This is a genomic window from bacterium (genome assembly GCA_009926305.1).
Classification (GTDB): domain Bacteria; phylum Bdellovibrionota_C; class UBA2361; order UBA2361; family RFPC01; genus RFPC01.
Genome location: RFPC01000024.1, coordinates 1 through 25,922 on the forward strand (window position 1 = coordinate 1; position 25,922 = coordinate 25,922).

Genomic DNA, 25,922 nt, shown 5'->3' on the forward strand with positions numbered 1-25,922 from the left:
ACAGGTATGAGGGCTATTGTTAATCGTTCTGGTGTGTTAGCTGCTATGTTCGATTGGTACCGAGAGGGCCTTTGGGGTCAGGCTGCCTTAGAATAGCCCGAAGTGATAGGCTTTAAGAGAGCTCTTTTTAGCTAAGGCCGACAATTTTTCTTCAACTTATTGATTCAAATACTGAAATTTCATAACCTTCTGTCTCTGTTTGCTGAGCAGAGTGATTTGTCTTGGCGATCTGGAAAGGACGGAATGCGCCGGTTCGCATTCAGGCACCGAGTAGTATGAATAGAGGCGCGTAGCTCAGTTGGTTAGAGCGCTTGCTTGACAGGCAAGAGGTCAACAGTTCGACTCTGTTCGTGCCTACCAAGTGGTCGTGCTTACCGAGTGTAGTGGCTCGATTTGGAGCTCTTGAGTTTCGGGCGCAGTGAGTTTTATAGGTGACGAGTTTACGTTAGCGGTAACAGCTTCAGTTGAAGAGGATAGAAATATGCCAAAAATGAAAACAAACCGGTCGGTGTATAAAAAGTTCCGTGTTTCCGGTAACGGAAAAGTGAAGCGTGGGCAAGCGAATCGCAGTCACAATACCGCGAAGCGTTCGCAAAAAAGAATGCGGCATCTCAGGGGTCTTCTCGTACTGGAGCCAGCGGATGCAAAGAGAGTAGTGAAGCTTCTGCCGTATATGCGCTAGTCGCAAATAGTGCGTATGTAAGCGGGGCATGTAAGGTCACGCCTTGTAGCGAGGTTGCAGGGAGCAAGTAGCAGACGGAATAAAGAGGATGTCTGTAGTAAAGTTTTTCAGAGAGAGGAATCATGAGAGTAAAAAGAGGACATGCTGGAAAGCGACGTCACAATAAATTTAAGAAATTAGCCAAGGGTTTCCGAGGTCGCAGGAAGAGTTGTATTACGTTTATGAAGACGGCGGTCGAGCACAGTCTTCGAAATGCGTATGTCGGTCGTAAGAGACGGAAGCGAGACTTTAGAAGACTCTGGATCGTAAGAATTAATGCAGCAGCAAGACTCCATGAGCTAAGTTACAGTCGTCTTATGTGTGGGTTGAAAGCTGCCAATATCGATCTTGATCGTAAAGCATTGGCCGATATCGCGGTTACAGACCCGAGCACATTTCAAATTGTTGCGGAAAAAGCCAAAGAAGCACTGGCTGCCTAACGTTAAGAGGGTGCTCATTTCCCCGCATCAGGCATGAGTGTGAAGAAACCTTCGTGTGAACTCTTTTCATTCTGTGGTGGCGCCTCACCACTTTGCAGAGGCTCACACTGGTCTTGCTCGTCTGAATGTCCCCCAGTTGAGGTCTGCGAATCAATAGGTGCCTTAGAGCGTCTTTGTTTTCCTCCAGTTTCTTCGTGGAGTACTGAACAGATCTCTGGATTACTTCAAGAAGGAGCTTCTCTTGCGACTGTAGTGCTTGTTGAGAGACGAATCGTGGGTTATGCCCTGTATCGGAGTGTTCCTCCAGAGTCTGAACTGCTGCGTATTGCCATTGACCCTCGATTTCAAGGAGAGGGATATGGCAGACTTCTCATAGAAGATGGACTCTCGGTACTTGGGTCTCGAGGAGTCTCGTGTGTTTTTCTCGAGGTGGCCTCAAAGAATGAGGCTGCTCTGGCTCTTTATCGCGCAGCAAAATTTCTAGAAATAGGAAGAAGAGAAAACTACTATGAGCAGCTCAGTGATGATGCCATCGTCATGAAGCGAGACATTAACGCCATGAGTTGTTCAGATAGTGCCAGATTAGGGAAGAATGTATAAAACGATAGTGCGTCCTGTGCTCTTTCGCTTTGATTCAGAGAGAGTTCATGATTTTTCAGTAAGAGCAGCTACCATTGCAGCGAACCCGCTGGTGAGGAGTCTGCTTTCTTGTCTCTGGCGATACCAAGACCCAATCCTTCAGTGTACTGTATTTGACCGAGTATTTCCCAATCCCCTTGGACTGGCCGCAGGCTTTGATAAAAGGAGCCAAATGGTGCCTTTCCTTTCAGCCGTTGGCTTTGGTCATGTGGAGGTCGGAACTATCACTCCGAAGCCTCAAACGGGGAATGAGCGACCTCGTATTTTCCGTTTAGTTCAAGATGAAGCCATCATTAACCGTATGGGCTTTCCATCAGAAGGAATAGAGGAAGCGCTCTCGCATCTGGAGGTACTTTCGAGAATGAAATTACCAATACACGTCGGAGTGAATATTGGTAAGAACAAATCAACGGATCTTGAAAGTGCTGCTGGTGACTATCGAGTGTGTGCAAGAGCGCTCGGTCCAAAGGCTGATTGGATCACTATTAATGTCTCCTCTCCTAATACGCCAGGATTAAGAACGCTTCAAACAAGAGAAGCCCTAGAACAGATTGTGTTTGCGGTTCGTGAAGAAGTTGGTCAACAGCTGCCAGTGTTGGTAAAACTTGCCCCAGACCTGACAAGTGCACAACTTGAAGAGTTGCTACACGTTCTTGTTGACCTTGGGGTAAATGGCGTGATTGCGAGTAATACGACGATTTCTCGTGAGGGCCTTACTACAATCTCTGATGAGGCTGGAGGGCTTTCTGGCCCGCCACTCTATCGCCATACGAAAGCACGTGTAGCAGAAATAGAAGCCATTACGGAGGGAAGTCTTCCAATCATCGCAGTAGGAGGTGTTCATGACTGGCGGCAGATTGTAGAACTTCTTGTTGAAGGTGCATCACTGGTTCAGATATACACAGCATTCATTTATGAGGGCCCAGCATGGCCAAGTTCCGCACTGAAGAGAGTCGCCACTCTTTGTAAAAGTCAAGGACTAAATTCGCTTTCTGAGCTTAAAGCGAATCGTGAAATATTAAGATTTATCAACAAAATGTGAGTTTTTTGCTCACCTCGATTGAGGTGCTGGTTCAACGGAGTGGAGATTTTGAGTTCCTAAACTGAACCTGCTACTATACTTATGCTATGCAAAATAAACGTTCTATTTACCATCAGTATTGTTTGAGATTAGAAACAGAAAACAATATTGGTGAGATCGAAGGTTTACATAGCACGTTTCTCACTGCACATGTGGTGCATCTCATCCCCCAATTATATTTAACTGATACACATGCAGAGCGCGAATACCTTCCAAAAGGAAGTGCGTGTTATTGTGTGCCGCTGTAGAGGCAGTAGGACTGGATTACAGTAGGACTGAAATGCAGTAGGACTGAAATGCAGTAGAAGTAAAATGCGGCAGAAGGATGCGAAGATAAGAGCCGCGGGGAGAGTAGATGCGGACGGAGAAACGAAGCATTTGCTGCTTTAGAATGATAGCTCTGCTGAATTCGTGTGACGGGTGAGTTCGTGGGTTGAGATTTTCAGGTTGTTTATGCGGTAGATCTCGTGAGATAGCGACGGATTCTTGCCAGTTGATGATGTATTAGGCAAGAACGTGATTATAGGCAACACGGGTAGCAATTGAGTTCGTCTGAAAAACACTTTTTTTCAGACCTTTCGTTAATGTTTTGAGTGTATGCTGAGTATAGACTCGTTCCACTTTGAGGAGGCGCCTTGAAAAACCGAACATTTAAAAAGGGTGATAAGGTTGTATATCCCAAGCACGGGGTTGGGGTAATCGCGGACATAGAAGAAAAGCAAATTGCTGGGACCAGTCAGCACTTTTATCAAATCGAGTTCATATCAGGCGGCTCTAGTAAAACAAACGATATGCGGGCCATGGTGCCGCTCGCGCAGGCGGAGTCGGTGGGGCTGAGAAAAGTGGTTGATAAAAAGACGATCGACCAGGTGTTTGATATCCTGAAGGATAGGAAGGCGAAGGTTGGCACTCAGACGTGGAATCGCCGATATCGTGAGTATTCTCAAAAAATCAATACTGGCTCCGTATTTGAAATTGCTGAGGTGATTCGAGATCTCTCGGTGCTCAGTATTAACAAGGAGCTCTCGTTTGGGGAAAAGCAGATGCTTGAAAATGCCAAATCTTTATTGGCTTCAGAGATCGCTATCGCTCGTTCCCGTTCACAAGATAAAATCATGGGTGAGATATCTGGTCTGTATCAAGTTGCTACTGCTGCGCCCGTTTTGACGCAGTAACGTTTTGACGCAGTAAAAGGAAGCCTGTGGATCGGGGAGCACTTCAAGTCGCACAGGCCCGTTAATGAGAGAATCCGATTCAGCAACTGGACGCTCAGCAGGCGGCTACCCCTAGAGCGGTGGCACTATAAGCACTCGATGAGTGGAGATGCCCAGAACGTGAATGCCTCAGTCATTTCCGCTGTATTGTTTCCTGATGCGAGATGGTACAAAAATGCGCTTACGGTAAAAAGTCTACGTTCAGTCCGTCATAAGCAAGTTGAACTCCACTTGGCAATCTTTTGCTGACCTCATTGTAGTCTACAGTATGGGTCATGTGGAGCAGGAATGTTTGCTCTACCTCTAGGGAGGACGCTACGTCTATGGCTTCTGAAATTGTGAAGTGGGTCGCATGGGGCTCGTCTCTAAGTCCGTCAAGAAAGAGAGTTTTTACTCCGACTAGCAATTTCCTTGTTTCCTCTGGAATGCGATTGCAGTCAGTCGCGTACGCAAGATCTCCAATTCGCCACCCGAGTACTGGGAGATCTCCATGATACAAGAGAAGTGGAAGGATTGACTGTCCCGAGGCGTTAAAAGCAGTGCCTGCTGACACCTCATGTAGTGAGAGCTTTGCCAGTGCTCCTCCTTGATAGAGGGGATCGGGTTCAAAAATATAGTGAAAAGACTTTCTCAAGCTGGTCAGAGTCTCTTGATTGGCAAAGCAGGGGATACTGCCCTTCTTCCAGAAGTTGAAGACTCGTAAGTCGTCTGTACCAAGAATGTGGTCCGCATGAGCATGGGTATAGAGTACTGCGTCTACTCGAGAGACGTTGTGTTTGAGTGCCTGCCAGCGAAGGTCCGGACTTGCATCAATAAGTATGACTTCTTTGTTTGGTAGCGTAACAACAGATGATGTTCTGAGTCGTTTATTCTTTTGGTCTTTCGATGTGCACACTGCACAGGAACAGCCCGGAATAGGCACACCAGTCGAAGTTCCACAGCCCAGGACTGTTAGTGTTGCGTATTGTTTGCCGTGTCTCTCTGTCATGTTGGGAGAATAGTACTGGATATAGCTTTGATGCGAAACGGAAAGATCTTGGCAGTGATTATCTTGATGGATTCTTTCCAGTATGGGAGGATCTGAAGACGAGCATGGAGGTGCATAATGGCAGAGGATGAGGGATTTAAGGTAAAAGATCGTCGTCGCTTTGACGAGTCCGGAAACCGGAAAGATGCTGATGGGGAAGTGGATTCGGCGTCATCTATGACTCGGTCAGCGGCCAAAGAAGAAGTTGAGATATCAGCTCCGGATTCCAATACATCTTCATCGAGACAAGGAGCGGAAGAGAGTGAAGGGGATAGTATGGCCAAGCCCGATGGCAGTGATGAGCAGTTTATTATGAAAGACTCCCCGACAGAATCCGATGAGCATCCACCACTGGACTATAGTTCATTCATCTTGTCATTAGCCACCCAGGCGATGGTACAGCTCGGTGAAATGGAGCCTCCTCCTGGTGTGGATATTCCTAAGAACCGGCAGGCTGCAAAGCACTCTATTGATGTTCTTGAGATGCTTTCTCTCAAAACGCGAGGCAATCTTTCGGAGGCGGAGCAACGACTAACAGAGGAGATACTTCATAGCTTGCGAATAAGCTTTGTACGTTCCAAAGACTCATAGGTGTTATGGCATGCCCAGTCTTCTTTTTATGGTGAACTTTTCATATCTATTATATCGTCAAGTGACTTGTCCAAGTGGGACTTCTTGAGAGGAATGTATTCATGAACAATTCGAGGCTGGGGTGGCGGATTCGCTACGCTGTAGTGTTTTTCTCTATTTTGGTGTTTGGGGGCGTAGCTCAAGCGGAGAGCGAGAATTTATTTAGTGAGCACACTCCTGCATTAGGTGCCGAGGAGGTCGAGGCGTCTCCTGATTTCTCTCTTTTAGCAAAGTACGCACGTCGCGCAGTTGTAAACATCTCCTCTGAGACGGGGGCAGATGATGGCAATGGGGCTGATGAGGAGAAGGAGGAAGAGGGTGGTCTGTCGCCTTTCTTGAAGCGGAATAGTGAACCGCCGAGTCGCTCTCTCGGATCTGGGTTTTTTGTGAGTGAGACGGGATACATTGTTACGAACAATCACGTAATTGCAAATGGTGGAAAGATAGTCGTAAGAATCCCAGACGATAAGACAGAGTATCAGGCTGAACTGGTTGGCGCCGATTCAAAAACAGACATTGCTCTCATAAAAATTACGCCGCCCTCTTCTGTAGTTGCATTGCCTTTGGGCAATTCTGACTCTCTTGAAATCGGTGAATGGGTGATGGCGGTAGGGAATCAGTTCCAGCTCGGTCAGACATTCACTGCGGGGATTGTTTCCGCAAAAAGTCGTAGGGTTCCAGTTCGTTCAAGTGGTCCTTATGACCAATTCATTCAGACGGATGCAGCAATCAATCCGGGAAGCTCTGGAGGCCCCTTATTGAATACAAAGGGGCAAGTTGTTGGAATTAATACCGCGATATTTAGCCCAGGAAGGCAGGGATTTGGGGCGCCAGCTGCAGGATTTAATATTGGTATTGGATTTTCTGTGCCAGTAAATCTCGCGAAGGGCATTCTGCTTCAGCTCAAAGATAAAGGACGAGTTACGCGTGGTCTACTTGGAGTTATTATTCAACCAGTAACATTGGATGTCCAAGAGGCGCTTGCGCTATCAGAGGCGCGTGGTGCGCTGGTTGCAGATGTGTTGGAGGATACGCCAGCTCAAGAAGTTGGATTCCAGCGCGAGGATGTGATCCTAAGCTTCAATGGCAATCAAATTGATGAGCATGATGACCTCCCGCTCATGGTGGCGAATACCCCTGTAGGGACTACTGTGAAAGTAGGAGTAGTACGGGAAGGGAAGCAGATTGAGCTACGGCCGACCGTTGGTGAACTGAAGGATTCTCCTGAGGAAGAGAAAGAAAAGGGTAATGAATTAAAGCCAGATAAGATTGGGCTGATTATCGAGGAACTTACTCCTCGTTACTCTCGGCAGATGGGGCAGGATAAACCAGAAGGGATAGTTATTGCTCAGGTAGCCCCGAGCTCTGCTGGTGAGAAGGCAGGATTGCAACGTGGAGATATCCTACTCGAGTTTAATCGAAGACCTGTGCTCTCACCTTCTGAGTACAACAAGCTCTTGGATGACGTAACGAAAGATCAAGTCGTTCTCCTTCTGATTGCAAGAAGAGAAGGAACACGCTTTCTTACATTGAGAAATAATCAGTAGACTCTCAGGCTATCCGCACTAGACCCTGTCTGATAAGGAAGCAAACTGTATGGGAGCAATCGCGCACCCTTGGGTATCATTCAGGAGCAATCGTTTATCTGTGACCGTTTGTCCGCGACCCTCGTAAGGAGTTCTAGCACTTCTTTTGGGGAGGGAAGGTATAACGCATTAGGGATGTGTAGGTGTAGGCTTTCAATGATAACGGGGGTCACTGATTGGGTTGAGCTTTGAGCAATCTTCATCATTGAGAGATCGGTTTCATCATCGCCAACCACCAGGATATGCCTTGTGGCATGAGGTGAAGTGCCTTTGTCATTCAGATAGTGAAGAAGAGCATCTCCTTTTGATGCAGGGAGCTTCACTTCTATAACACAATCCCCCTGTTGAATTTGGAATTCGTCCGAGTGGAGAAAATTCTGCCACGTGTCTATGAAGAGACCTTGCACAATATCTCCTATTTCGGGATGAGCTCTCCAGTGGGCAGCAAATCCCTTTCCTTCTTTCTCTTCACAGACAGAGACTTCAATCTCAGGCGTCCATATTGAAGAGTCTCTGAGTCCTAGACGGAATGACTCAGAGAATTGACCTACTTTCCTCTGCACCGAATGATCAGAAGCTAAAAAGAGCTCTCTCTCATCTCCATTGCCACCTTCGGCACCGTGTAGTCCATAATACCTCACGGGCAGAGTCCCAATAAGTTCTTTGAGCTCTCCAACACTTCGCCCACTAATTACAACCACATCTACTTCAGTAAGTGATTGCAGACGCATTATTTGATGTATCGTTGCTGGAGATACCTTTGCACTATCTCGATTGACTACCTTTTCATCCAAGGTGCCGTCCTTATCTAGAATGATCAAGAGCGGACCAGAATCTGGAATACAATCTACTACAGTTGATACTGTGCTGAAGGAGGGGCTTTCGGAATGGGTAGATGGATCTTTTTCTGATGTTGGTTCTAGATTCATGAGTCTTCAGTTCCTCTGCACATAGGATATCTTGTGATTCTCCCTTAATCAATTTCTTGGATTGAGATACTCTTTCGGGCGCGAACTTCTTAAGATGCCGCAGTTATTGAGATTCTGTTCTTACCGGTATTTGAAGCAATAGTCTTCAACAGGAGACGGTCTGTCTGTGCTGATTGCAATAACACTCATGTCTCAGGTGTTCCGGTGTGCGCGGATTTTACCTGGTAGTAGCACCACCCTAAGATAATAAAGGTCAGCCATGGGAACCAGAAAAAAAACTGCATCTTTTTTACCAGAGCGAGAGCAACTACGTTGCTCAGCACAAGAAATCCTGCGGCAATTTTAATAGTGAGGTTTCGATTTTGTTTTGCCTGGACGAGAATCCAGACATAGCATGGTAGTAGCACACAAAAATCAAATGGCCAGCTGTAAGGAGATAATGCAACGCTTAGTGTGATGATAAGCATGGCAAAAGGTAGCGAGTTCAATTCTTGAGATGATCGACTCAAGAGCCAAATCACCCCAAAGAAAAGTCCTATGAGGGTCGGAAGAAATTGGTTGAGGGTGCTCTGGGAGTTGAAAAAGTACTGTAGCCAGCTTCCCAGACTTGCACTATGGAAGTAAAGAGGCGGTGCTTTGAGCGCTTCTCTATAATAAGACCAGACTTCGGGAAGGATGGCGGTAGAGATAGTGCAGAGCAATAATGTCAAAGATACAAAGGTCAGTATAATCTGCCACTTTTTTCTGTGATAGCTTCGAACAAACTCAAAGAGATAAAGCAATAGAAAAAGATGGGGTTTTACCAGTGTCAGTGTTAATCCAAAGCCAGCATATATCTCGCCGTACTTGCTAGAGGGCGATCTATAGCTCTGCAGATACATCAAGACACCTGCAAGAAAAAGTGGCGTGATTTGTCCCAGCTGAAGACAACCATAGGTGGGAACAAATAAGAGAACCACGAGAGCGCCTAAGTAGAGCAATTGGCGGGGAGAATCAGAAAAATCTTGCAGGCATTTTGCCGCAGTGAATAGGAGAATGACAATTGAAGAACAAAACCAAATCGTCGCGGCGTAGTGGAAGGGAAGAGAGAGAAATAAGCCAATCATCGGGAAGATGAATGGCGGATTCCACATTCGAATCACTTCCTCAAGAGAAGGATAGAATTGCACCTCTATCTGAAAGAGGATATCTGGATTGTATGGATTGGAACCATTCCACCAAAGGTTGGCGGCGCTATAATACTGAACGAAATCTATCAAGCCGAGTTGTAATGAAGATAACCCTTGTAACTCTGACAAATAAACTATGCCTATTGCTACAGCGAGTAAAAATATTGTTTTAAAAATACTCATTTTTCTAAACACCATTTTGTGAGAAATGTTCGGCTGGTGGCGGGTTTCTGAAGTAGTAACAGGCAGAGAGAGGGAATGAGCATCAATGAAAAAGGCATTACCTCTTTTAAGGAGACCGAGAGTCCACTAAAGAGCAAGAAAAACAGTACGAGGTGAGCCTGCTTTTTGACTGGCACTTTCTGTAACCAGATATACAAAGCGGGGAGAAACAGGGCTGCATCATAGTAGAGCGTGTGTGGAGAAATCAAAATAGCAACATTTGCAAGCATTATAATTGCATGAGCTTGGGATAAGTGAGCATCTTTCGATGTGCGCATAAGAGGTTTAAGAGAAAAGAAAAGTATGATTAGGGAAAGACCGGAAATCACAAAAGTCGCAATTGAGGCCGTCAGGTCGTCGATCTGCGCTAAAAACAGAATGGACTGAGTAACGCCAAGTAGGCTCATCATTTGATGGGAGTTGTTTTGAAAGTCAGCTGGAACAAAGAGCTCCAGCCCTTGAAGCCACAGAAGTAGCCAATCTGCTCCCAAGTAGCTTTTCGCTAAGAGGTAGTAACCAACTGCTGTTAATGTGAGCGTCGGCAAGATGAGAAATCGTCTTGCGCATAGAAATCCAAGAATAATTACCAGAGAGAAATGTGGTTTAAAAAGCCAGAGTCCGAGTACTAACCCAGATATCAGATCTGCAAGAGGAGTCTTTTCCAGGAAGAGAAAAAGAGCGAGGGTGAAGAGAAGGAGGCTAAAGGAAGCATTTTGTCCGCCGAAAACACCGTGAAAGAGGGGTGCAAAACAAAAGAAGGTGGCTATTGTTTGCGCACGGATATCTGAGGAATGAGGAAACATTCGCACTAAGAAAAATGAGCTAACAACGACGGCAGTTATTGATAGAAATACAAAGAGCGCCTTAGCACTGACCGGATCGAGCCCTGTGAATGGGATAAAGAGAGCGATTACATAGGGGGGATACCCCACAAGATACACTCCAGTCATTTGAGGCCATATTTGTTTTTGAATCGCTGAAAGTGCTACCGGATCGTATATCTGAATGGCTGTATTTGGGTCTTTCAGAAGCGTTGCTGCTGCGTAAAAGGGCGCAAAATCTCCTTCAAATAGTATCGAATGAGAAGGAAAGAAAATGATGGCTCCAAAAACTACTGCCCCGAGTACTCCGAGAATCACCAGAGAAAAAAATCTCGAGCTGATGATATCTGATAACGATGTGCTCACTTCTGCTCCTTTTGTTTCTCCCAGCATAGAGGAATTGTTCTTTTCTGAACATTGACTCTCTTTTAATGTGTTATTTTCTTTCACCGTTGTCGGAAGTTTGGTGATCCCGTCGTTCCTCTTTGAGAAACGTTAGCATTCTAGTGCCCTAAGTGATTGAGATGAGGTGTCTTGTGGGTATATCTCATAAAATCACCTAGAGCATGAAAGAAATTTTTCGCACCCATTTATTAAGTAAATCCTTATAGCGTCGATCTGAAATACTGGCGGCATGGATTAGGGTTTCTCTATGAGGCGGTATTGCTCATTGGAAAATATTCCTAAAGAGGCTGGATTTACTCTTGTGGAGGTCGTAGTGGCGTTAGCCATTATGGGCGTAGTGATTGCAGCATCCACTACTAGCTTCATCACTCATCTCAGAGCAAATTACACAGCTGAGCTCATCTTTGAAGGAGAGCAAGCCGCTCAAAGCGTCATTGATGATCTCCGATATGAGGAAGTTTCGTCTCTTCCCCTTAATGGCACTGATTCCCCTCGGAATATTACAATGAATGCTCTCCGTGAGTTCCAAGTCTACGTTACATACTGCCCCGAGGATACGTATTGCTCGTCCGATACAGTGCGCCATCTTCGGGTAAGAGCAGACTATCGAGGCGAGAGAGTGTACCAGACAGAGACGGTTTTTACGCAGTTAGAGAGAGGGGGTGTGACATCAGATGAGAGTGAGGGAAGTCTCGATGAGTCGAATCTACCGACTCCGACTCCCGCGCCGACACCATCAGCCTCTACTCCTCCATCAGATTCTTCTTCGAATCAAACTGAAGGGAGAGGGAGGAAAAAGAAGCGGTGTAAGTACTGGGGATGTTGAGAGGATGAAGAGTCACGACATGCAACAAGGCGGATTCTCTCAATTTGAGCTATTGGCGGTTATTGTACTGATGTCTATTCTTTTAATGTCGGCTCTTCCTAATTTAAAGGCTCTCGATACTCCTCTCTCTCAGAGTTCGTTTTCTACCTCACATCTCTTACGCCTTGCTCGTGCACGAGCAATATCGACGACTTCCCATATTCGAGTCACTCCAGCCTCATCTCGTATTCTGGCGACCTACTCAGCTTCAAGCTGTTCCCCAGACGCCTCTCTTTCTCTTATCGAAGGTCTCTCAATAGAGTTGGAGGAGGAGGTCATTCTGGAAGCTCAGGATTGGTACATCTGCTTCACCCCCAGAGGATTTTCGGATGCACATATTACCTTCTCTTTTACGAATGGATTTCAGTCAAGGAGTATTCAAGTTGCTCTCGGGGGAGGAGTAAGAATCGATTAAAGCAAATAGGAGTATTGTTTAGTGAGTTACCTCAGAAAATTGAATCATATCTCCTCTGCTGCTGGATTTACTCTATTGGAGGCACTCGTAGCAGCTGGGCTTACAACTCTTACCACAGGCTTGATGTATGTTTCAGTTCTTACCGTAAGAGATGGCTATATCCATGATGTTCACCGTACCAGAATCAATGGGAATCTTCGCTCTGCAATGGATATTTTATCGATGCATATTCGACAGTCTGGAGAATATTTGCCGGCCTTGTTTCCTGCTGTAGAGGTTATCGATGGAGAGCCCGAATCTGACACACTGATTCTCCGACGAGGGTTGTTATCGGAGGTTCTAACGCTTTGTGAGGATGCCTCTATGGGAAGCAGCACCTTGACTCTCTCCTCTGGAGATTTAGCTGATTCGGCGTGTTACGTAGGGAATGTTGAGCCGATGTACAATACGGTTCTCGACCGAGTAAATGATGCTGATAGTGAAGTCTTACGTCTTTTTGTGTTTGATCGCTCGACTTTAGAGTATGAATTTGTCGAGCTAGAGCAAGGAAGTCTTATTGGAGATGAATATCGTTTTTCTATCAGCCCGCTATCGAATACATATTCAAGAATGAATACCAGTATTTATTTGGTTGAAGAAATGCGATTTGTTAATTCTTCTGATGATAAGACGCTATCAGTTTCAGCGACTCATTTTTCTGATGAATCGCGACCTTTAGCTTTTCATGTAGATGCATTTCGGGTCTCTTTAATGATGCAAGATGGAGAGACTCGATCCGAGTTGAGCGGAAATTCGGGCATACCTTGGAAGAACATCAAGAGAATCATGATAACGTTGAGTGGAGGTGATGCATTTAAAGACAGAGAGTTCTCATCCTCAATATCAGGTGAGTTCTTTCCAAGAAATGTTCTGTCTTATGAATGAGAGGAGAGTTCGATCCATAGGGCAGAGCTCTGATGCGGGCTATGCGCTTATAGCAACAATGATGCTCCTGGCATTACTTGCTTCTCTATACACAGCATACTTTACCGTCACGCATACGGAACTGGCTCTCGTAAAAGCCTCGAAAGACAGTCAGAGTGGGTTTAATGCAGCTGAAGCCGGGCTTAATCTCAGAGGGGAAGAAATTCGCAGTATTTTTGAGGACTATGGCAAACCCGACGGAGTTTCACCCGATGGTATTATTGGATGTGATGCGGGGCAGCTCGGCGAGGGAGACTATCGATGTCAGACATATAGTTTTTCAAACGGTCAAAATGCAGTCACTTATGTCAGTGAAGATCAACAAAATCCATACTCTATCGTTATTCCTCAAGGAGAGGCATTTCAAGGATTGAATGCACTTGAATACCGGTATACGGCAACGTCTGTGGGAAGAAACCTTACAGGAAGTAATGAAGCTATTCTTGAGCTGACATTCCTTAGTCGGCTCGTTCCTCTGTTTCAATTCGCAATATTCTTTGAGGAGGATCTTGAGTTCTTTAACGGAGCATCAATGACCGTCGATGGGCATGTGCATACAAATGGAGATATGTATATTGGCACCCAGAGTGGCGGAACAACGAATTATACTGGGCAGGTAACGGTGGTAAGTAATCTCTATCGCGGACAAAAGTCCCAAGCATCATGCTCAGGATATCAAGGTACGGCTCGTATTTCAGATGTCGCAAGTAATACGAATCCTAACTTCATCACCCTTCCTTCTTGTTCTGCTAGTCGATTCGAGATCAATGATGTTTCAAATTGGAATGAAAATGTGATGCTGGGAGTCGAGCCAGTTGATGTTCCGAGGCCTGAGGATATGGACTCTTTCTCGGATGGAGACTACTGGCAAAGAGCTGATATCCGATTAGTGCTTCGCCTAGATGGGGATGGAGCTCCAGTTTTGGATAATAGTCCGACTGGTATAGAGGTAGTAGGCACAGACGGTCTTATCGACACGGCAGCAACCGCAGCGTTGCACGATATGAGCTGCTCTGGGCAGATTGATGAAGGGGGGGTGAATTATTCAGTAGGCAACAGAGGACCATCTGATCCACAAAAGCTTCGACTATTTCGAGAGTATCAATCGAACTCAATATTGAATGGTTATGAAGTAACGCTCGAGGTTGATTTACAGAATCTACTCAACTGTATGTATCAGCACCCTGAAATTTTAGCAGGTAAGACACTTGATGATGATACGGAGGACGGCTTAGTGTTTTATTTTGCTCTCGATGGTCCTGAGTCTGGTGCATCACACAATAACTATGGTGTGCGTATTCGTAATGGAGCAGAGCTGCAATCATCTCTCTCAGGGGCTCCTCTGGTGAAGGGGCTGACGGTGGTCTCTGATCAAAAGATTATTGTATGGGGGGATTATAATAGTATCGGATGGGTACCAGCTGCTCTTATGGGGGATACACTTTGGCTTCTTTCTAATGACTGGAACGACTCTGATTCAGAGCAATTAAGTGTCTATCAAAGAGATGGAAACGCCACTCAGGTATATGCAGCGGTCATTTCAGGCATGCGAAGAACAGGGAATGCGAACGGAGAAGCCGGGCAGAATTTTGGAGCAAATTCTAATGGGGGAGGGGTAATTAATATCTTTCGCTTTAATGAGTGGTTTCGCGAAGGGACGTCCATTCCAGACTTTACCTATGTCGGTTCCTTGGTGAGCCTCGGTCCTCCTCGCCATTCAACGTCTACCTGGGGACCATTCACGTATTATAGCGCTCCAAATAGAAACTGGTCTTACGAAGTTCGTTTTAATGATCCAGATTTACTGCCTCCGATGACTCCAACATTCGTATATTTACGACAGGAGCTCTTTGTCCGTGATTATGAGCTGTACTGAGAGGCAGGTAGGTTCCGATGTCGAAAAACAAATCGTTCAAAGAGGGTATCAAATCCTAATTGTAAATCTTGTTCATCGATATAGATCAGAAGCTCTCGTGAGGTAGATGCAATCTCGATCACGTTGATGTTTTGGAAGAAGAGTTGTTGGAAAACCGCATACAAAAAGCCAGGAGTCCGTCCATACTGCTTGGGGAAGTAGAGAGCAATGCATCCAACACCACCTCTTTGAATCAGAGGTGTGCCAATGGATTCAATAGCGACGGTATTGCCTTGAGTCTCAAAGATGAGAGTGATCTCACGCGCCCCCTCTGTAAGAGTTGCAAAAAGTTCTTTTCGCTGTATCTGCCGATAGAGCTTTTCAAGCAGCTTCCGTGTCTCGGGAGTTTGAGGATAAGAAACGAGCTCTAGCCCAGCTCGAATACTAATATCTGATGTTGAAAACTGCAGCGTGTCCTCTGTATTCTTTCTTGAGTTCGAAGAAGCCCCTAAGACCACCTCAGAGTTCATTCTTGAGAGTGCCATCGCAATTGCGGAGGTGGAGATAGGTTTTTTGAGGCGAGCAGCGAGTGCTGGTTGTAGAAGCCGAGCAACCGCAGCGCTATTCAAGAGAGCTTCGCGTAGGCCAAGTTCGAGGAACGGATTGCCTTTGATGAGTTTTGCGAGTTCGGATTGGAGCTTTTTCATAAGTTATAAATATCACAAAAAATGTTAATAATAACACAAATTATCGTAAAAATTGACCAAAGAGGGGCTACAGCACATACGTGAGCAGTTAATTGTCTCATTTTTCTAAGGCGTACTTGTGATAAACCCAGAATCAGGAGCCTCAGTCCCTCCTGCTCATAGTTGTCCGTTACTGAATCAATCCATCTTACAGAATCAGTCGGTTGCCGATTCAAGGGAAGGAGTAGGCCCTAGTCTTCACAGTGTAAAATCGCTTGGACTATCGGTGGTGCATGCCCATGGCATAGCCACCGATGGTGCGAGCGTGTTGTTGTGTAACAGTTATGTAAATGGACCATTTACAGCAGGAGATGTTGTACAAAATATTCTTCCCGATCCATCTGGTGATGCATATTTGCATTTCACTGCTATTCCAACTCTTGCTGCCAAAGAGACGCTGGTAACACTGACGATTCAACCTGGGCTTCTTGATTATTATGAAAGAGTTGGGCTTTTGTCTCCTGAGGCGAACATTATTGAAGTGAATCCTGATCGCAGAATCCAGCAAAAAGCAGGATTTCCATTCAGTGATCCCATTACGCTTCTGAAAGCGAAAGAAGAGGAGGTAAGAATCTTAAGCTCAGATACTTATTTTGTAGCGACATTTCCAACCTCAGAGGGAATAGAGTTCTCACTGCAAAATAAATGTTTAGGTATACAAAATTTCAATCCTGCCGAACTGAATAATAAGGCGCTCTTTCGCGAGAGTGCTCAAAAGTTTGATTTTAGAGTACTTGAAGGTTGCGTCATTCGAAGTGACCACGATCTGAAGAACGCGAGCGCTCTTTTATCTGGTGACTATTGGTTGAAGCTCTCGTGTGGCTCAGGAGGAGATCTCGTAAAGAGTTTTAGTACTGATAGGGGACCAGGGCTCGATGCCGCGTTGTCAGATATGAGACGTTCAGTGGAAGCTGCTTTTTCATCCGCGGAATTTCCAGAAAGTTCCCAACTGAGAGATTTTTGGCCCAAAGAGAGAAACACTCCTCTTGCTCAAGAGCTTGTTATTGAGAGGGATGCGCGGCAAATCGGTAAAGTAGTATTAAACGGGAGTATGAATGTATTATTACGCCACGATGGAACAACAGAGCTGGTAGACTTCTTTCGGCAGAATACGGCAAGTGATGGGAGCTACAGAGGTAGTGAGCGGTTTGATCCCAAAGTGCTTTCACCCGAGATCCTTGAAGATATCCTTGAGCAGGGGAAGAGAGTATTCCATTATGCTCATGCGAGCGGTTATCGAGGATATGCAGGGTTTGACTTCTTTATTGTTGACACTCCTGAGGCTGGACCGACCGTTTATTGTATAGAACTTAATGCTCGACCTACAATGAGCACGGTTCCTGCTCTTACTGCAAAGAAACTTGCTGCACTGTGGGGTGAAAGGCATGAGGGATTCATCAATGTAAATATTACCGCTCATAAGCCGCTTCTTTCATTTGATGATTTTGAGGAGGTATTCACTATTAGCGGAGAAAATTTAACTGATCCTCAAAATAATACTGGTGTGACCGTTGTTCCGCTTGCGATGAGAAGTCTTTTTGCGAGAAGCGGGAATGATTATGAGAATATTGTTTCTTCTCCTAAGGCAAAGATATTAGTGACAGCAGAAACAAATGAGATAGCGTGGAGTATGTTAGAACAGATTCAGCAAAGAGGTAGTATCTCCATAGGAGGATAGGAGGCAGTGAGTACAGCAAGAGTCTTGGTTCCATTAGGAACTGATAATAATGATGGGAACGTGGGTCATGGAGAGGTCCACTTCGCTAGGAAGAATTATCTGGAGCGTCTTTTTTCTGAGGGACTTCTTCCACTCCTCATCTCACCCTTTACGCCACTTGAGGATGCGTATGAGTTATTGGAGGAGTCGTCAGGATTATTTCTCATGGGGGGTGATGATATTAATGCTTCCTTTTATGGCGAGCAGAATCATGAAGAGAATAAGACGGTAATTGCTGAGCGGGACATTCTGGAGCTCAATCTCGTGCGAAGGGCATTAGAAAAAAAGATACCAGTTCTCGGAATTTGTCGTGGGGCTCAGGTAATGGCAGTAGCATGTGAAGGGAAGTTGTACCAACATCTTCCTGATGTCTCAGATAATATGGTTCACGCAGCTCCCGAGGGATTTTCGAATTATCACAACTGGATCTCAACAGTAGAGCATGAGATATCGATAGATGCAGGCACGTATGCCTCTCATATTTTGAGCTGCTCTGAGGACGTTTCAATTACTATTAACTCGGCTCATCATCAAGCAATAAAAGATCCAGGCGCACTTTTTCGAATTGTTGGACGGAGCAGGGATGGAATTCCAGAGGTAATCGAGCATATAGATTCAGATTACTTTTGTTTTGGTATTCAGAGTCATCCAGAGGTTGAGGGGAGAACAGCTTTGTCGCCATTTTTTGCTGAATTCGCGAGTGTCTGTAAAAAATTCAAGACTTAGGTCTTTGGAAACAGCGATATATGAACGGCTCCTAGAGGTCGAATGTCAAGAGAACGTACTGGCTGAGTAAGCTGTTTTGGTTCACCATCAAACTGGATACTCTCTATTTCGTTTTCAAGATGGAGCGCCCACTTGCAGCCTTCTGCGTAGGGGGCTTGCTTTCCAAGGGGACTCATTGTTTTAAAATAATTCCAGATGCTTTGCATGAAGCGGACTTCAATAAGCATATCCTCTGGATTGCCACGTGGCTTCTGCCAGCCGAGGCCCATGAGTGAAGAGAGATTTGTGAAGCAGATAGAAAGCAGATGCTTGGGCGTTTGGGTTTGCTTATTAGACTCAGATATCAGTTGGTTTACGATTATAGTCTTCCCTTTTTTTAGTTCTTGAAGAGTGTATCGAGCATAAAGAAGTCGATTTATGATTCGGGAGCCAAACCATGCTTTTTGTTTCTCTCTCCCCATCGAAAATTTTTTAATAACAGCTGCCTCTAGCCCTATGGAGAAGTAATTCATAAACCGTATTGGGACCTCATTGGTCTGAGGGAAGCTACATTCCCAAATCTGCATATTTCGGGTTTTCTCTCCTAATATATATGCTTCTAATTCTTGCTCTTTCAGTGTGCTGAGATGCGACAATCCGAACTCCCGAGCGAGGTCATTTCCTGTTCCTAGGGGTACGATATGAAAAGCGATGGTCGAGCCAGCAAAACGGCATATTTGTTGTGAGAGCGTGCCATCACCACCTGCGATTATATATTTGTCAAACTGATGCCAGTCTTCGTCGGGTAGAGCGCTTGCTTCTTGTGGTGAAAGAATAAGGAGTGAATATCCATGACGTTGGGCAAGTTGTTGCAAACAATCTTTTAATTGATATCCAGAGCCACTACCGGAATTGTAGTTGATAATGGCTAATAACCGCTTAGTAGAGCTAGGCTTCATATAATGCGTGCTTCACTCGCTTTAATTGACGAATTCGTTTCTTGTCATGGAATGATAACGGAGAATGATTTATCGCGTCCACATCTTTATTTGGCCGCTCCGGCTCAACGTATTGGTATTGTTGCTCAAGAACAAAGACCGTTCACAATAAGAGATGGATGGAGTGATAGTCAGGTCTGTGGCTACACGATCATTTGAGGAGGGTCAGGGGTGAGTACCGCAGAAGCGAGGTGGAATTCTAATGCCAAGGAAATTTCCCATGATAGAGTACCGAATGGTACTGGAATGAGCCGCTGCTCTGGGGTTATTGATTTGTGGTGGCTATGCAAATTTTGATGGAAGAGATACAGGGCCTAGCGCCGAGCGGAGATACAGCGGGCCTAGCACTGAACACCGATGAGGAAAATCGCGCCGAGCGGAGATACAGCGGGCAGAGCGCCGAGCGAAGATACTGCCGGAGGAGGGAATCGAACCCTCACTGAGTTGCCCCAACCGGATTTTGAATCCGGCGCGTCTACCAATTCCGCCACTCCGGCAAATGACTAACAGACCTCGCTGCGCAGGTTGTACTGTATCTTGCTATCGAGGGTCAAATAATCTGTAAAATATGCGTAATCTCAAGAATTCAGATACTTCTCAAGTTCAGGAGGGACGTGCCCAGAAAGACTGCTATGCACCTTAAGATCAAGCATGTTTATTTCCCCTAATACGTATGGAATCTCAATGGGAGTCTCGCTTTTAAAGATACTGACGAGATCATCAACCTCTTGTTCAAGCCGATTCTCGACACCACTTACCCTGCCTGAGATACTGTGTATTTTTGCAATAACGAGGTCTTCAACTGGAATCGCGGGATAAGTGCTGCCAAATACATCGCACTCTAAAAGCTGCCCTCTTCGTACCCCTTTTGAAACCCAGGGTAGGGATGGTAAGTAGAAATGAATAGTCGGATATTGTTCTGAATGTTCATGCTTGCCAATGACTATTCCAACGGTTTTTCCTACAGCCGAATGAAGACCATCAAGCCATTCATGCTCAATCGTGTATCCAAGCTCTTTCAGAATAGCTTCACACTCTTTTCGCGACCGTTTTGCACTTCCAAGTGCTAGAGCAATATCGAATGAAGTGCCAGGCCGCTCTGTTTCACGATAAAGATTCGCTGCGTGTGAACCATATATTGCATACCCCTCTTTGAATACACTGAGGTTGCTCAAAACTGTTTCTATAACCTGCATGACGTCTCCTCTGCTCGCTGACGTAGAGATGAAAAACTCTTGTGTGTTCCTATAAATCGATAGGTATCAATAGATACTCCATAACGATAGTGGATCTTACCCAATCGCTCAAGAAGCCTTTCGCCACATTTCTAGGCGTTGCTGAATAGTGGACTCTGCTTCAGAGACAATCTCCTCAGAGCTTTTCCCTTCTCGATTTAACGGATCATGAATGTGGAGTAAAATTCTTGCTCCAAGTCCGATCGGGAGTAATTGCTTTCCTACTACGGCACCTGTTCCGTCAACAGTGACGGGAATGATTTGGGCATTTGGCATCGACTCAAGTAAAGAGATGACTCCCGCCGCCTTAAATGGGCGCATAGCGCCATTCGGTGAGCGAGTGCCTTCTGGGAATATGCAAATTGCCCCAGTCTGAGCTTCTTGCGCTTTACCAAATTCTTGAATTCGCCTGATCGCATCTCTTTTCTTGTTCCGATCAATAAGTAAGTGCCCACCGCGGCGAAGAGCAAATGATATAGAGGGGATGAACGATGCTGACTCTTTTTTTGAGATAAACTTGGGACGACGTGATTTCATATTCCAGATGATCAGTGGAATATCGTACATCGCTTGATGATTTGATACCAAGATCAGGGGCTTTTCTGGTGAGATATGCTTGCTTTTCTGAATTGTATAGCGGGCTCCCGTCAGTCGAATATTGAAGAGATGGATCAGACAATGAAAATTCATCACCCAGTCGAGTGCTCTTTCACCAAACAGCCTTGCAACCAAAAGCAGGGGATGAAAAAGCAGCAAGTTACAACAGAATATGAATATGTGTATTACCGTAGAAGGATATTGTAGCCATAGTCGTTGACTCTTTGTTTCCGCTAGTGTTGGAGAAGCGATACATTCTTTTTTAGTCATGAGTGATTATCACCTCCATATCGCTTTTTTGTCCTGTTGAGAGCTGCATCGTACAGGGTAAGGAGTCGCTCCATGGGGGCATCCCCGGGTTCAATTTCTATCACTTTGGGAAGGTCTTGGAGGATTGCCTGCCGCGTAGAATCCTGGACCGATGGGTAGTGAAGATGTCGAAGAATATCAAGTGAGTATGCTAGATCAGCATGATCATGTTCCTGATTCTCAGACGAAGGTCGAGTCTTTATTCCGCTCGCAAGAGTAATTGCTGCTCGCAGTGTTGAAACGTTACTGCACTGACATTCACGGAGAAGTATTTCAGTAACACGCGCTGGAAGAGGATTGAAGGAGACACCGGATTCTCGTTTAATCCACTCGTACTCTGGTCTCTGAGCTATCGCTCCAACAAGCTGTCTTCTCAACTCATGCTTTTGCTGAGGGAGTAATGCAGAGCGTTCAAGGATTTGGTCCACGCCAGGAGCGAGTTCTTTGAGTGATGCTGACGTGCTGTCAGAAGGCTCGTTCGTCTCTTGTGATAGGATAGGTGCTGCCATAGGTCACAGAATAGCAGCCTACGGTTCTTTTCTCCATCCTCTGGAAGGCTTTATCCAGAGCCGCCACCTAGCCCAGCAAGAGCCGAGGTAAGAGCGGCCTGTTGAGACTGCATCCGCGAGATGTTTGCTTCAAGTCGAGCAAATCGCAGACGAATTTGAGTTGCCTCTTTTTCGATAAATTCTTCTGCCCTTGCTATCTGGTCATTTAAATTCTCGATACGCGTAGTATTTGCACTCTCAATCGTATCGATAAGGCCGTTGAAACGAGTGTACTGTTCGATAAGTCCACCTGATACAGCGGTCTCATCCGCAAACTTTTTGAGAATTTCGTTCACTGAATCTGGTTCATTAGAGAGAGCTTCTTGGAAATCATCAGCATCGAAAGCAAGGGTCCCGTCTCGATTCGTAGTAATGCCAAGATCTGCAAAAATGCGAACCGCATTGGTTGTCATATCATAAGCCGAAGCGGTAATCTTCCCTCGAAGAGCGGTAAGCGCACCATCGTCTACTCGTGTGCTTGCAAGCGGCCCAAAAATATTGTCAATATCTCGTCCATTATCGCTTCTCGTAATCTCGTTGTTCTCAGCAATAAACTCTACGACTTCATTAAACTTCTCGATTAACGTTCTTACGGCACTTTCTGTTCCAGAGGAATCGTTTTTCACTTGTATAGTAACATTAGTGGTAATGTTTGCATCTTCAAGCGAGATCGTTACTCCCTGAATAACGTCATTGATTGTGTTGGAGCCCCGCTCGATTTGTCCTACTCCTTGAAGAGTAAAGATTGCATTTTGAGCAGGTATATCAACGGCATTAGCCGCAACGGAATCGAGATAGGTATCAAGATTTGGCGATGATGTGACGTTTGTGGTTGTGTCGATAGTAATCAGTCCATTCTGTTCACCGACATTATTGCTCGTAATGACAAGTCGATAGTCAGCGGTTTGTCCTGGCGCAGCCACATTGACTAATTGTGCAGTCCCAGCATCTGTGGTCGTATTGAATTCGTTTACGAGATCATTAAAGGTGGTTGTTTCATCTACAGAAATAGAGAAGCTTTCAGTGCCGATAGTTACATCAAGTTGCCCCTCTTCGCCTGCACCCATGATGGCAGCTGATGGATCTGAGATGCTTTCAGTGAAGGTATAGGTGTGGTTTGTCGCAAGTTGATCAATGGCAGTAATGGTATACGTACCACCAGTTGCTGCATTACTTGCAACAGCGGTAACTGCCGTCTCGTCAGAGCTTGAGACTGTCTTAGATACGCCGCCACCATTCAGAGACGTAAAGTCCAAGAGTTGAGTCTTAAACTCATTGAGCAGGGTCGTTAACTCTTGGAGGGCGGTATTTGTTCCCTCGAGTTCGGTAACTTCTTTCTCTTTGGGTTCGACTCTGGTAGCTCGACGAGCATCCACAGTCGCTTCAATAAGCGCTTCGGAGTCAATTCCCGATGCAAGACCCGAGAAGTTTATCAGTGGCATTCCGCGGTGCTCCCGTAAGTAAGATCTCTGAGGATGAGTGAGCAAGATATACGCCAATAGTAAGTAATTGAAACTTATAGCTCTTTGTGAGAGAAAAGAGGCAGCTTTGTTCGTTTTTGAGCGCGGAGTAGGAAAATTATGACCGTTACGGTGACGTTTCTAGGAGCAGCAGGGACCGTTACAGGCTCCAAGTATCTTGTTCAGGGTAAGAGGGCGAAGATTCTTGTCGATGCGGGACTTTTTCAAGGAAGTCGAAAATGGAGGGAGAAGAATTGGGATACTCCACCGTGTGACCTCTCCGATATCGATGCGGTCCTTTTGACCCACGCGCACATTGATCACATTGGTATTCTGCCGAGATTTTCCCATCTTGGGCTTCACTGTCCGGTCTTTTCAACGCGGGCTACCCGCGACCTCGCCCGTATTCTGCTGCCTGACAGCGCTCGTTTACAAGAGGAAGAGGCTGAATGGAGGAATAAAAAAGGAAAAAGCCGCCATCATCCAGCATTGCCACTGTACACGGTTACTGATTCTGAAAAAGTGCTCCGCTCGTTTAAGTCGGTTCCTGTTGATAAGCAGGTTGATATTGCACCAGGGGTTAAGGCTGAGTGGAAAAGAATGGGGCATATCCTTGGGGCTTGCTCAATAACACTGGAGATCGATGGAAAGAAAATTACTTTCTCTGGTGACGTCGGGCGTTACACTATTCCAATCTTGAAAGATCCGGAGCCCGTCGAATTTGGGGACTTACTCCTTATTGAGTCAACCTATGGGAATAGACTTCATGATCATTCGCAGCCTCAACAAGCCATAGAACGTGTTGTAAATGAAACGGTGAAACGAGATGGCGTAGTGGTCATTCCCTCTTTCGCAGTGGGTCGTGCCCAATTACTCCTTTACTATATCCGTGAATTAAAAGATCAGGGAAAAATTCCAGATATTCCTATCATCATTGATAGTCCCATGGCACAAAGTGCAACCGAGGTCTATCGCCAGAATATTCATGACTACGATGAGGAAGCACTTGAATTAAAAAGGGAAGGGAGTGATCCATTTGCCCCGTCAAAGCTTTACTTCACCAAGAGCCAAGAGGAGTCAAAGCAGCTGAATCGTATTGTAGAACCCATGGTAATTATTTCTGCCTCGGGAATGCTCTCAGGTGGAAGGATTCTCCATCATTTGAAGCATCGAATCTCTTCCCCAAATAATACCATTCTGTTTGTTGGCTATCAGCCTCCTGGTGGACGAGGTGATTGGATTCTAAGAGGGGAGAGCACACTTCGCATTTTTGGCGACGAGGTTGATATACGGGCCGAGATAGAGTCAATCAGTGGGTTAAGCGCTCACGCGGACAGAGACGAGCTTCTAAGGTGGTGTGAAGCGGGTAAGGGATTGCCTGGAAAAGTGGCTGTGGTTCACGGAGAACCGGACTCGGCTCATGACTTTGCTCAAACCTTGAAAAATACCTATAAGTGGCAGGCCGAGGTGCCCGAATACCTTCAAGCACTCGAAATCTAGTTTTTGTACACCGAGTGTAGTCTTTCCTGTTACTGAAGTAGTGACAGGGCAACCGCCGGTTGTTGATTTGCTTGCGCTAGTATTGCGGCGGCAGATTGCTGTAAGACTTGTTGCCGAACGAGCTCTGCCACTTCTGAAGCAATGTCAGCGTCTCGAATACGTGAATCAGCAGCTACATAATTTTCTCGCGCGACTTCAAGGTACGATATCGCAGCGGACAGCCTGCCCTCTGCGGCGCCGATCTGGCCACGGTTTGTTGCTAGCGTAGAAATTGCGGTGTTAATTGCATCAAGAGCTGCCGCTGCAGCAGTTTGAGCAAACGCATCGCTCGCGCCGTTAATTGAGTAGCTAAGGGCTCCTCCAGGTGTTCCAACCCCCAGTGCATCGAGAGTAGCTAAAACGCCGTCAATCTGAACCACAGATGCCCCTGTATTATCAAATCCGACTTGAATACTAATAGAACTACTATCCGAGAGAAGTGTCATATCATTGAATGCTGTCGTACTGGCTATTCGCTCTATCTCAGACCCAAGAGCAACAAACTCTGATGCTAATGCTGAGCGTTGAGTTGTGGTATAGGTTCCGTTTGCACTCTGTTCGGCGAGTTCAGCCATTCGTCCGAGAATACTTGAAATTTCTCCCATGGCAGCATCTGCAATCGAAACAACTGATATTCCATCATTGGCGTTACGAACTGCAACTGCAGCTAACATTGCATCTGCTCTCAGGCCCTCCGCCATCGCTAATCCTGCTGGATCATCCGATGCTTTATTTATGCGAAGACCAGATGATAACTTTTCAAAGCTATTAGAGAGTTCGCGTGTGCTTTTCGTAAGGCTTGTTATTGAGCGTAGTGCTGATAGATTATTTCCGAGGCTTATCGTCATGTTTGCTACTCCTCCGTGACGGTCAGGTCATTTACTTCCTCTAACGTGCCTTGAAGAGAGTTACGGCATGAATTGATTTTTTATAAGGTCTTTGAGCCAAAAAACTTAAGGGCAAATTGAGCAGCCCATGAAAATGGTGGAAACTCGTATATAAAAGCAAGGAACTTTTAACTACTTAGGGGAGTAAGCTTTGTTTGAATTTCTATCTCAAGCGATACGTTTTCTGCAACAAGGGGAT

At 45.7% G+C, this 25,922-nt stretch carries 26 protein-coding genes and 2 tRNA genes; 16 read left to right on the forward strand and 12 right to left on the reverse strand.

What is annotated here, in order from left to right; all coding sequences use genetic code 11:
• The first annotated feature begins 283 nt into the window (after positions 1–283).
• The 6 genes from EBR25_05690 (at position 284) to EBR25_05715 (ending at position 4,056) form a co-directional block, all read left to right on the forward strand.
• Positions 284–360, forward strand: a tRNA-Val gene (locus EBR25_05690).
• 121 nt (positions 361–481) lie between these two features.
• Positions 482–682 (forward strand): 50S ribosomal protein L35, encoded by a 201-nt coding sequence (locus EBR25_05695; GenBank protein NBW40487.1) that lies wholly within the window; start codon positions 482–484, stop codon positions 680–682.
• 122 nt (positions 683–804) lie between these two features.
• On the forward strand, positions 805–1,161 hold the full coding sequence (locus EBR25_05700; protein ID NBW40488.1) for a 50S ribosomal protein L20: 357 nt from the start codon (positions 805–807) through the stop codon (positions 1,159–1,161).
• A 33-nt stretch (positions 1,162–1,194) separates the two neighbouring features.
• Positions 1,195–1,761, forward strand: a complete 567-nt coding sequence (gene rimI, locus EBR25_05705) for a ribosomal-protein-alanine N-acetyltransferase (protein NBW40489.1) — start codon at positions 1,195–1,197, stop codon at positions 1,759–1,761.
• A complete protein-coding gene (locus EBR25_05710) occupies positions 1,754–2,842 on the forward strand; it encodes a quinone-dependent dihydroorotate dehydrogenase (protein ID NBW40490.1) in 1,089 nt (362 codons plus the stop codon). The genes rimI and EBR25_05710 overlap by 8 nt, the downstream gene beginning before the upstream one ends.
• Before the next feature lie 674 nt (positions 2,843–3,516).
• Positions 3,517–4,056 carry a CarD family transcriptional regulator gene (locus EBR25_05715; GenBank protein ID NBW40491.1) on the forward strand — a complete coding sequence of 180 codons (540 nt, stop codon included), beginning with the start codon at positions 3,517–3,519 and terminating at the stop codon, positions 4,054–4,056.
• A 220-nt stretch (positions 4,057–4,276) separates the two neighbouring features.
• Here the strand turns inward: EBR25_05715 and EBR25_05720 are convergent, their stop codons facing one another.
• Positions 4,277–5,083: an MBL fold metallo-hydrolase gene (locus EBR25_05720; protein ID NBW40492.1), complete on the reverse strand. Its 807-nt coding sequence runs from the start codon at positions 5,081–5,083 to the stop codon at positions 4,277–4,279.
• 117 nt (positions 5,084–5,200) lie between these two features.
• Here EBR25_05720 and EBR25_05725 point away from each other — a divergent pair, with 117 nt between their 5' ends.
• Together EBR25_05725 and EBR25_05730 are read left to right on the forward strand one after the other, a co-directional pair.
• Positions 5,201–5,713, forward strand: a complete 513-nt coding sequence (locus EBR25_05725) for a DUF1844 domain-containing protein (GenBank protein ID NBW40493.1) — start codon at positions 5,201–5,203, stop codon at positions 5,711–5,713.
• 101 nt (positions 5,714–5,814) lie between these two features.
• A complete protein-coding gene (locus tag EBR25_05730) occupies positions 5,815–7,299 on the forward strand; it encodes a Do family serine endopeptidase (GenBank protein ID NBW40494.1) in 1,485 nt (494 codons plus the stop codon).
• An 80-nt stretch (positions 7,300–7,379) separates the two neighbouring features.
• Here the strand turns inward: EBR25_05730 and otsB are convergent, their stop codons facing one another.
• The 3 genes from otsB to EBR25_05745 all read right to left on the reverse strand — a co-directional run bounded on the left by otsB (position 7,380) and on the right by EBR25_05745 (position 10,929).
• Entirely contained in the window at positions 7,380–8,267 is an 888-nt protein-coding gene (gene otsB / locus EBR25_05735) for a trehalose-phosphatase (GenBank protein ID NBW40495.1), read from the reverse strand.
• Positions 8,268–8,452: 185 nt separating this feature from the next.
• A complete protein-coding gene (locus EBR25_05740; protein ID NBW40496.1) occupies positions 8,453–9,634 on the reverse strand; it encodes a DUF2029 domain-containing protein in 1,182 nt (393 codons plus the stop codon).
• Positions 9,616–10,929 (reverse strand): DUF2029 domain-containing protein, encoded by a 1,314-nt coding sequence (locus tag EBR25_05745; GenBank protein ID NBW40497.1) that lies wholly within the window; start codon positions 10,927–10,929, stop codon positions 9,616–9,618. The genes EBR25_05740 and EBR25_05745 overlap by 19 nt, the downstream gene beginning before the upstream one ends.
• A gap of 202 nt (positions 10,930–11,131) precedes the next feature.
• Between EBR25_05745 and EBR25_05750 the strand changes: the two genes are divergently transcribed.
• The 4 genes from EBR25_05750 to EBR25_05765 are packed head-to-tail and all read left to right on the forward strand — an operon-like array spanning position 11,132 to position 15,003.
• The gene (locus EBR25_05750) at positions 11,132–11,710 is read left to right on the forward strand and encodes a type II secretion system protein (protein NBW40498.1); all 579 of its coding nucleotides are present in this window, start codon (positions 11,132–11,134) and stop codon (positions 11,708–11,710) included.
• On the forward strand, positions 11,559–12,164 hold the full coding sequence (locus tag EBR25_05755) for a hypothetical protein (protein NBW40499.1): 606 nt from the start codon (positions 11,559–11,561) through the stop codon (positions 12,162–12,164). The genes EBR25_05750 and EBR25_05755 overlap by 152 nt, the downstream gene beginning before the upstream one ends.
• Positions 12,165–12,185: 21 nt before the next feature.
• Positions 12,186–13,088, forward strand: a complete 903-nt coding sequence (locus tag EBR25_05760; GenBank protein NBW40500.1) for a hypothetical protein — start codon at positions 12,186–12,188, stop codon at positions 13,086–13,088.
• On the forward strand, positions 13,081–15,003 hold the full coding sequence (locus tag EBR25_05765; protein NBW40501.1) for a hypothetical protein: 1,923 nt from the start codon (positions 13,081–13,083) through the stop codon (positions 15,001–15,003). The genes EBR25_05760 and EBR25_05765 overlap by 8 nt, the downstream gene beginning before the upstream one ends.
• On the opposite strand, the gene EBR25_05770 is transcribed toward EBR25_05765, so the two are convergent.
• The gene (locus EBR25_05770) at positions 14,988–15,689 is read right to left on the reverse strand and encodes a hypothetical protein (protein NBW40502.1); all 702 of its coding nucleotides are present in this window, start codon (positions 15,687–15,689) and stop codon (positions 14,988–14,990) included. The genes EBR25_05765 and EBR25_05770 overlap by 16 nt on opposite strands.
• Positions 15,690–15,807: 118 nt before the next feature.
• Between EBR25_05770 and EBR25_05775 the strand changes: the two genes are divergently transcribed.
• Positions 15,808–17,406 carry a hypothetical protein gene (locus EBR25_05775; GenBank protein NBW40503.1) on the forward strand — a complete coding sequence of 533 codons (1,599 nt, stop codon included), beginning with the start codon at positions 15,808–15,810 and terminating at the stop codon, positions 17,404–17,406.
• 6 nt (positions 17,407–17,412) lie between these two features.
• Positions 17,413–18,171 carry a gamma-glutamyl-gamma-aminobutyrate hydrolase family protein gene (locus EBR25_05780; GenBank protein NBW40504.1) on the forward strand — a complete coding sequence of 253 codons (759 nt, stop codon included), beginning with the start codon at positions 17,413–17,415 and terminating at the stop codon, positions 18,169–18,171.
• Here the strand turns inward: EBR25_05780 and EBR25_05785 are convergent.
• Positions 18,168–19,109 (reverse strand): hypothetical protein, encoded by a 942-nt coding sequence (locus tag EBR25_05785; GenBank protein NBW40505.1) that lies wholly within the window; start codon positions 19,107–19,109, stop codon positions 18,168–18,170. The genes EBR25_05780 and EBR25_05785 overlap by 4 nt on opposite strands.
• Before the next feature lie 3 nt (positions 19,110–19,112).
• On the opposite strand from EBR25_05785, the gene EBR25_05790 reads away from it, so the two are divergent.
• Positions 19,113–19,307: a hypothetical protein gene (locus EBR25_05790; protein NBW40506.1), complete on the forward strand. Its 195-nt coding sequence runs from the start codon at positions 19,113–19,115 to the stop codon at positions 19,305–19,307.
• A gap of 254 nt (positions 19,308–19,561) precedes the next feature.
• Here the strand turns inward: EBR25_05790 and EBR25_05795 are convergent.
• The 5 genes from EBR25_05795 to EBR25_05815 all read right to left on the reverse strand — a co-directional run bounded on the left by EBR25_05795 (position 19,562) and on the right by EBR25_05815 (position 23,279).
• Positions 19,562–19,645 (reverse strand) — tRNA-Leu (locus EBR25_05795).
• An 81-nt stretch (positions 19,646–19,726) separates the two neighbouring features.
• Positions 19,727–20,344 (reverse strand): hypothetical protein, encoded by a 618-nt coding sequence (locus EBR25_05800; GenBank protein NBW40507.1) that lies wholly within the window; start codon positions 20,342–20,344, stop codon positions 19,727–19,729.
• Positions 20,345–20,452: 108 nt separating this feature from the next.
• On the reverse strand, positions 20,453–21,250 hold the full coding sequence (locus tag EBR25_05805) for a 1-acyl-sn-glycerol-3-phosphate acyltransferase (GenBank protein NBW40508.1): 798 nt from the start codon (positions 21,248–21,250) through the stop codon (positions 20,453–20,455).
• Positions 21,247–21,798, reverse strand: a complete 552-nt coding sequence (locus tag EBR25_05810; protein NBW40509.1) for a hypothetical protein — start codon at positions 21,796–21,798, stop codon at positions 21,247–21,249. The genes EBR25_05805 and EBR25_05810 overlap by 4 nt, the downstream gene beginning before the upstream one ends.
• Positions 21,799–21,848: 50 nt before the next feature.
• Complete coding sequence (locus tag EBR25_05815; protein ID NBW40510.1) at positions 21,849–23,279, reverse strand: hypothetical protein; 1,431 nt, start codon at positions 23,277–23,279, stop codon at positions 21,849–21,851.
• Positions 23,280–23,417: 138 nt separating this feature from the next.
• Between EBR25_05815 and EBR25_05820 the strand changes: the two genes are divergently transcribed.
• A complete protein-coding gene (locus EBR25_05820) occupies positions 23,418–24,797 on the forward strand; it encodes an MBL fold metallo-hydrolase (protein ID NBW40511.1) in 1,380 nt (459 codons plus the stop codon).
• 29 nt (positions 24,798–24,826) lie between these two features.
• Here the strand turns inward: EBR25_05820 and EBR25_05825 are convergent, their stop codons facing one another.
• Positions 24,827–25,684, reverse strand: coding sequence for a flagellin FliC (locus EBR25_05825; GenBank protein NBW40512.1), 858 nt, complete (start codon positions 25,682–25,684; stop codon positions 24,827–24,829).
• Positions 25,685–25,922 lie beyond the last annotated feature (238 nt).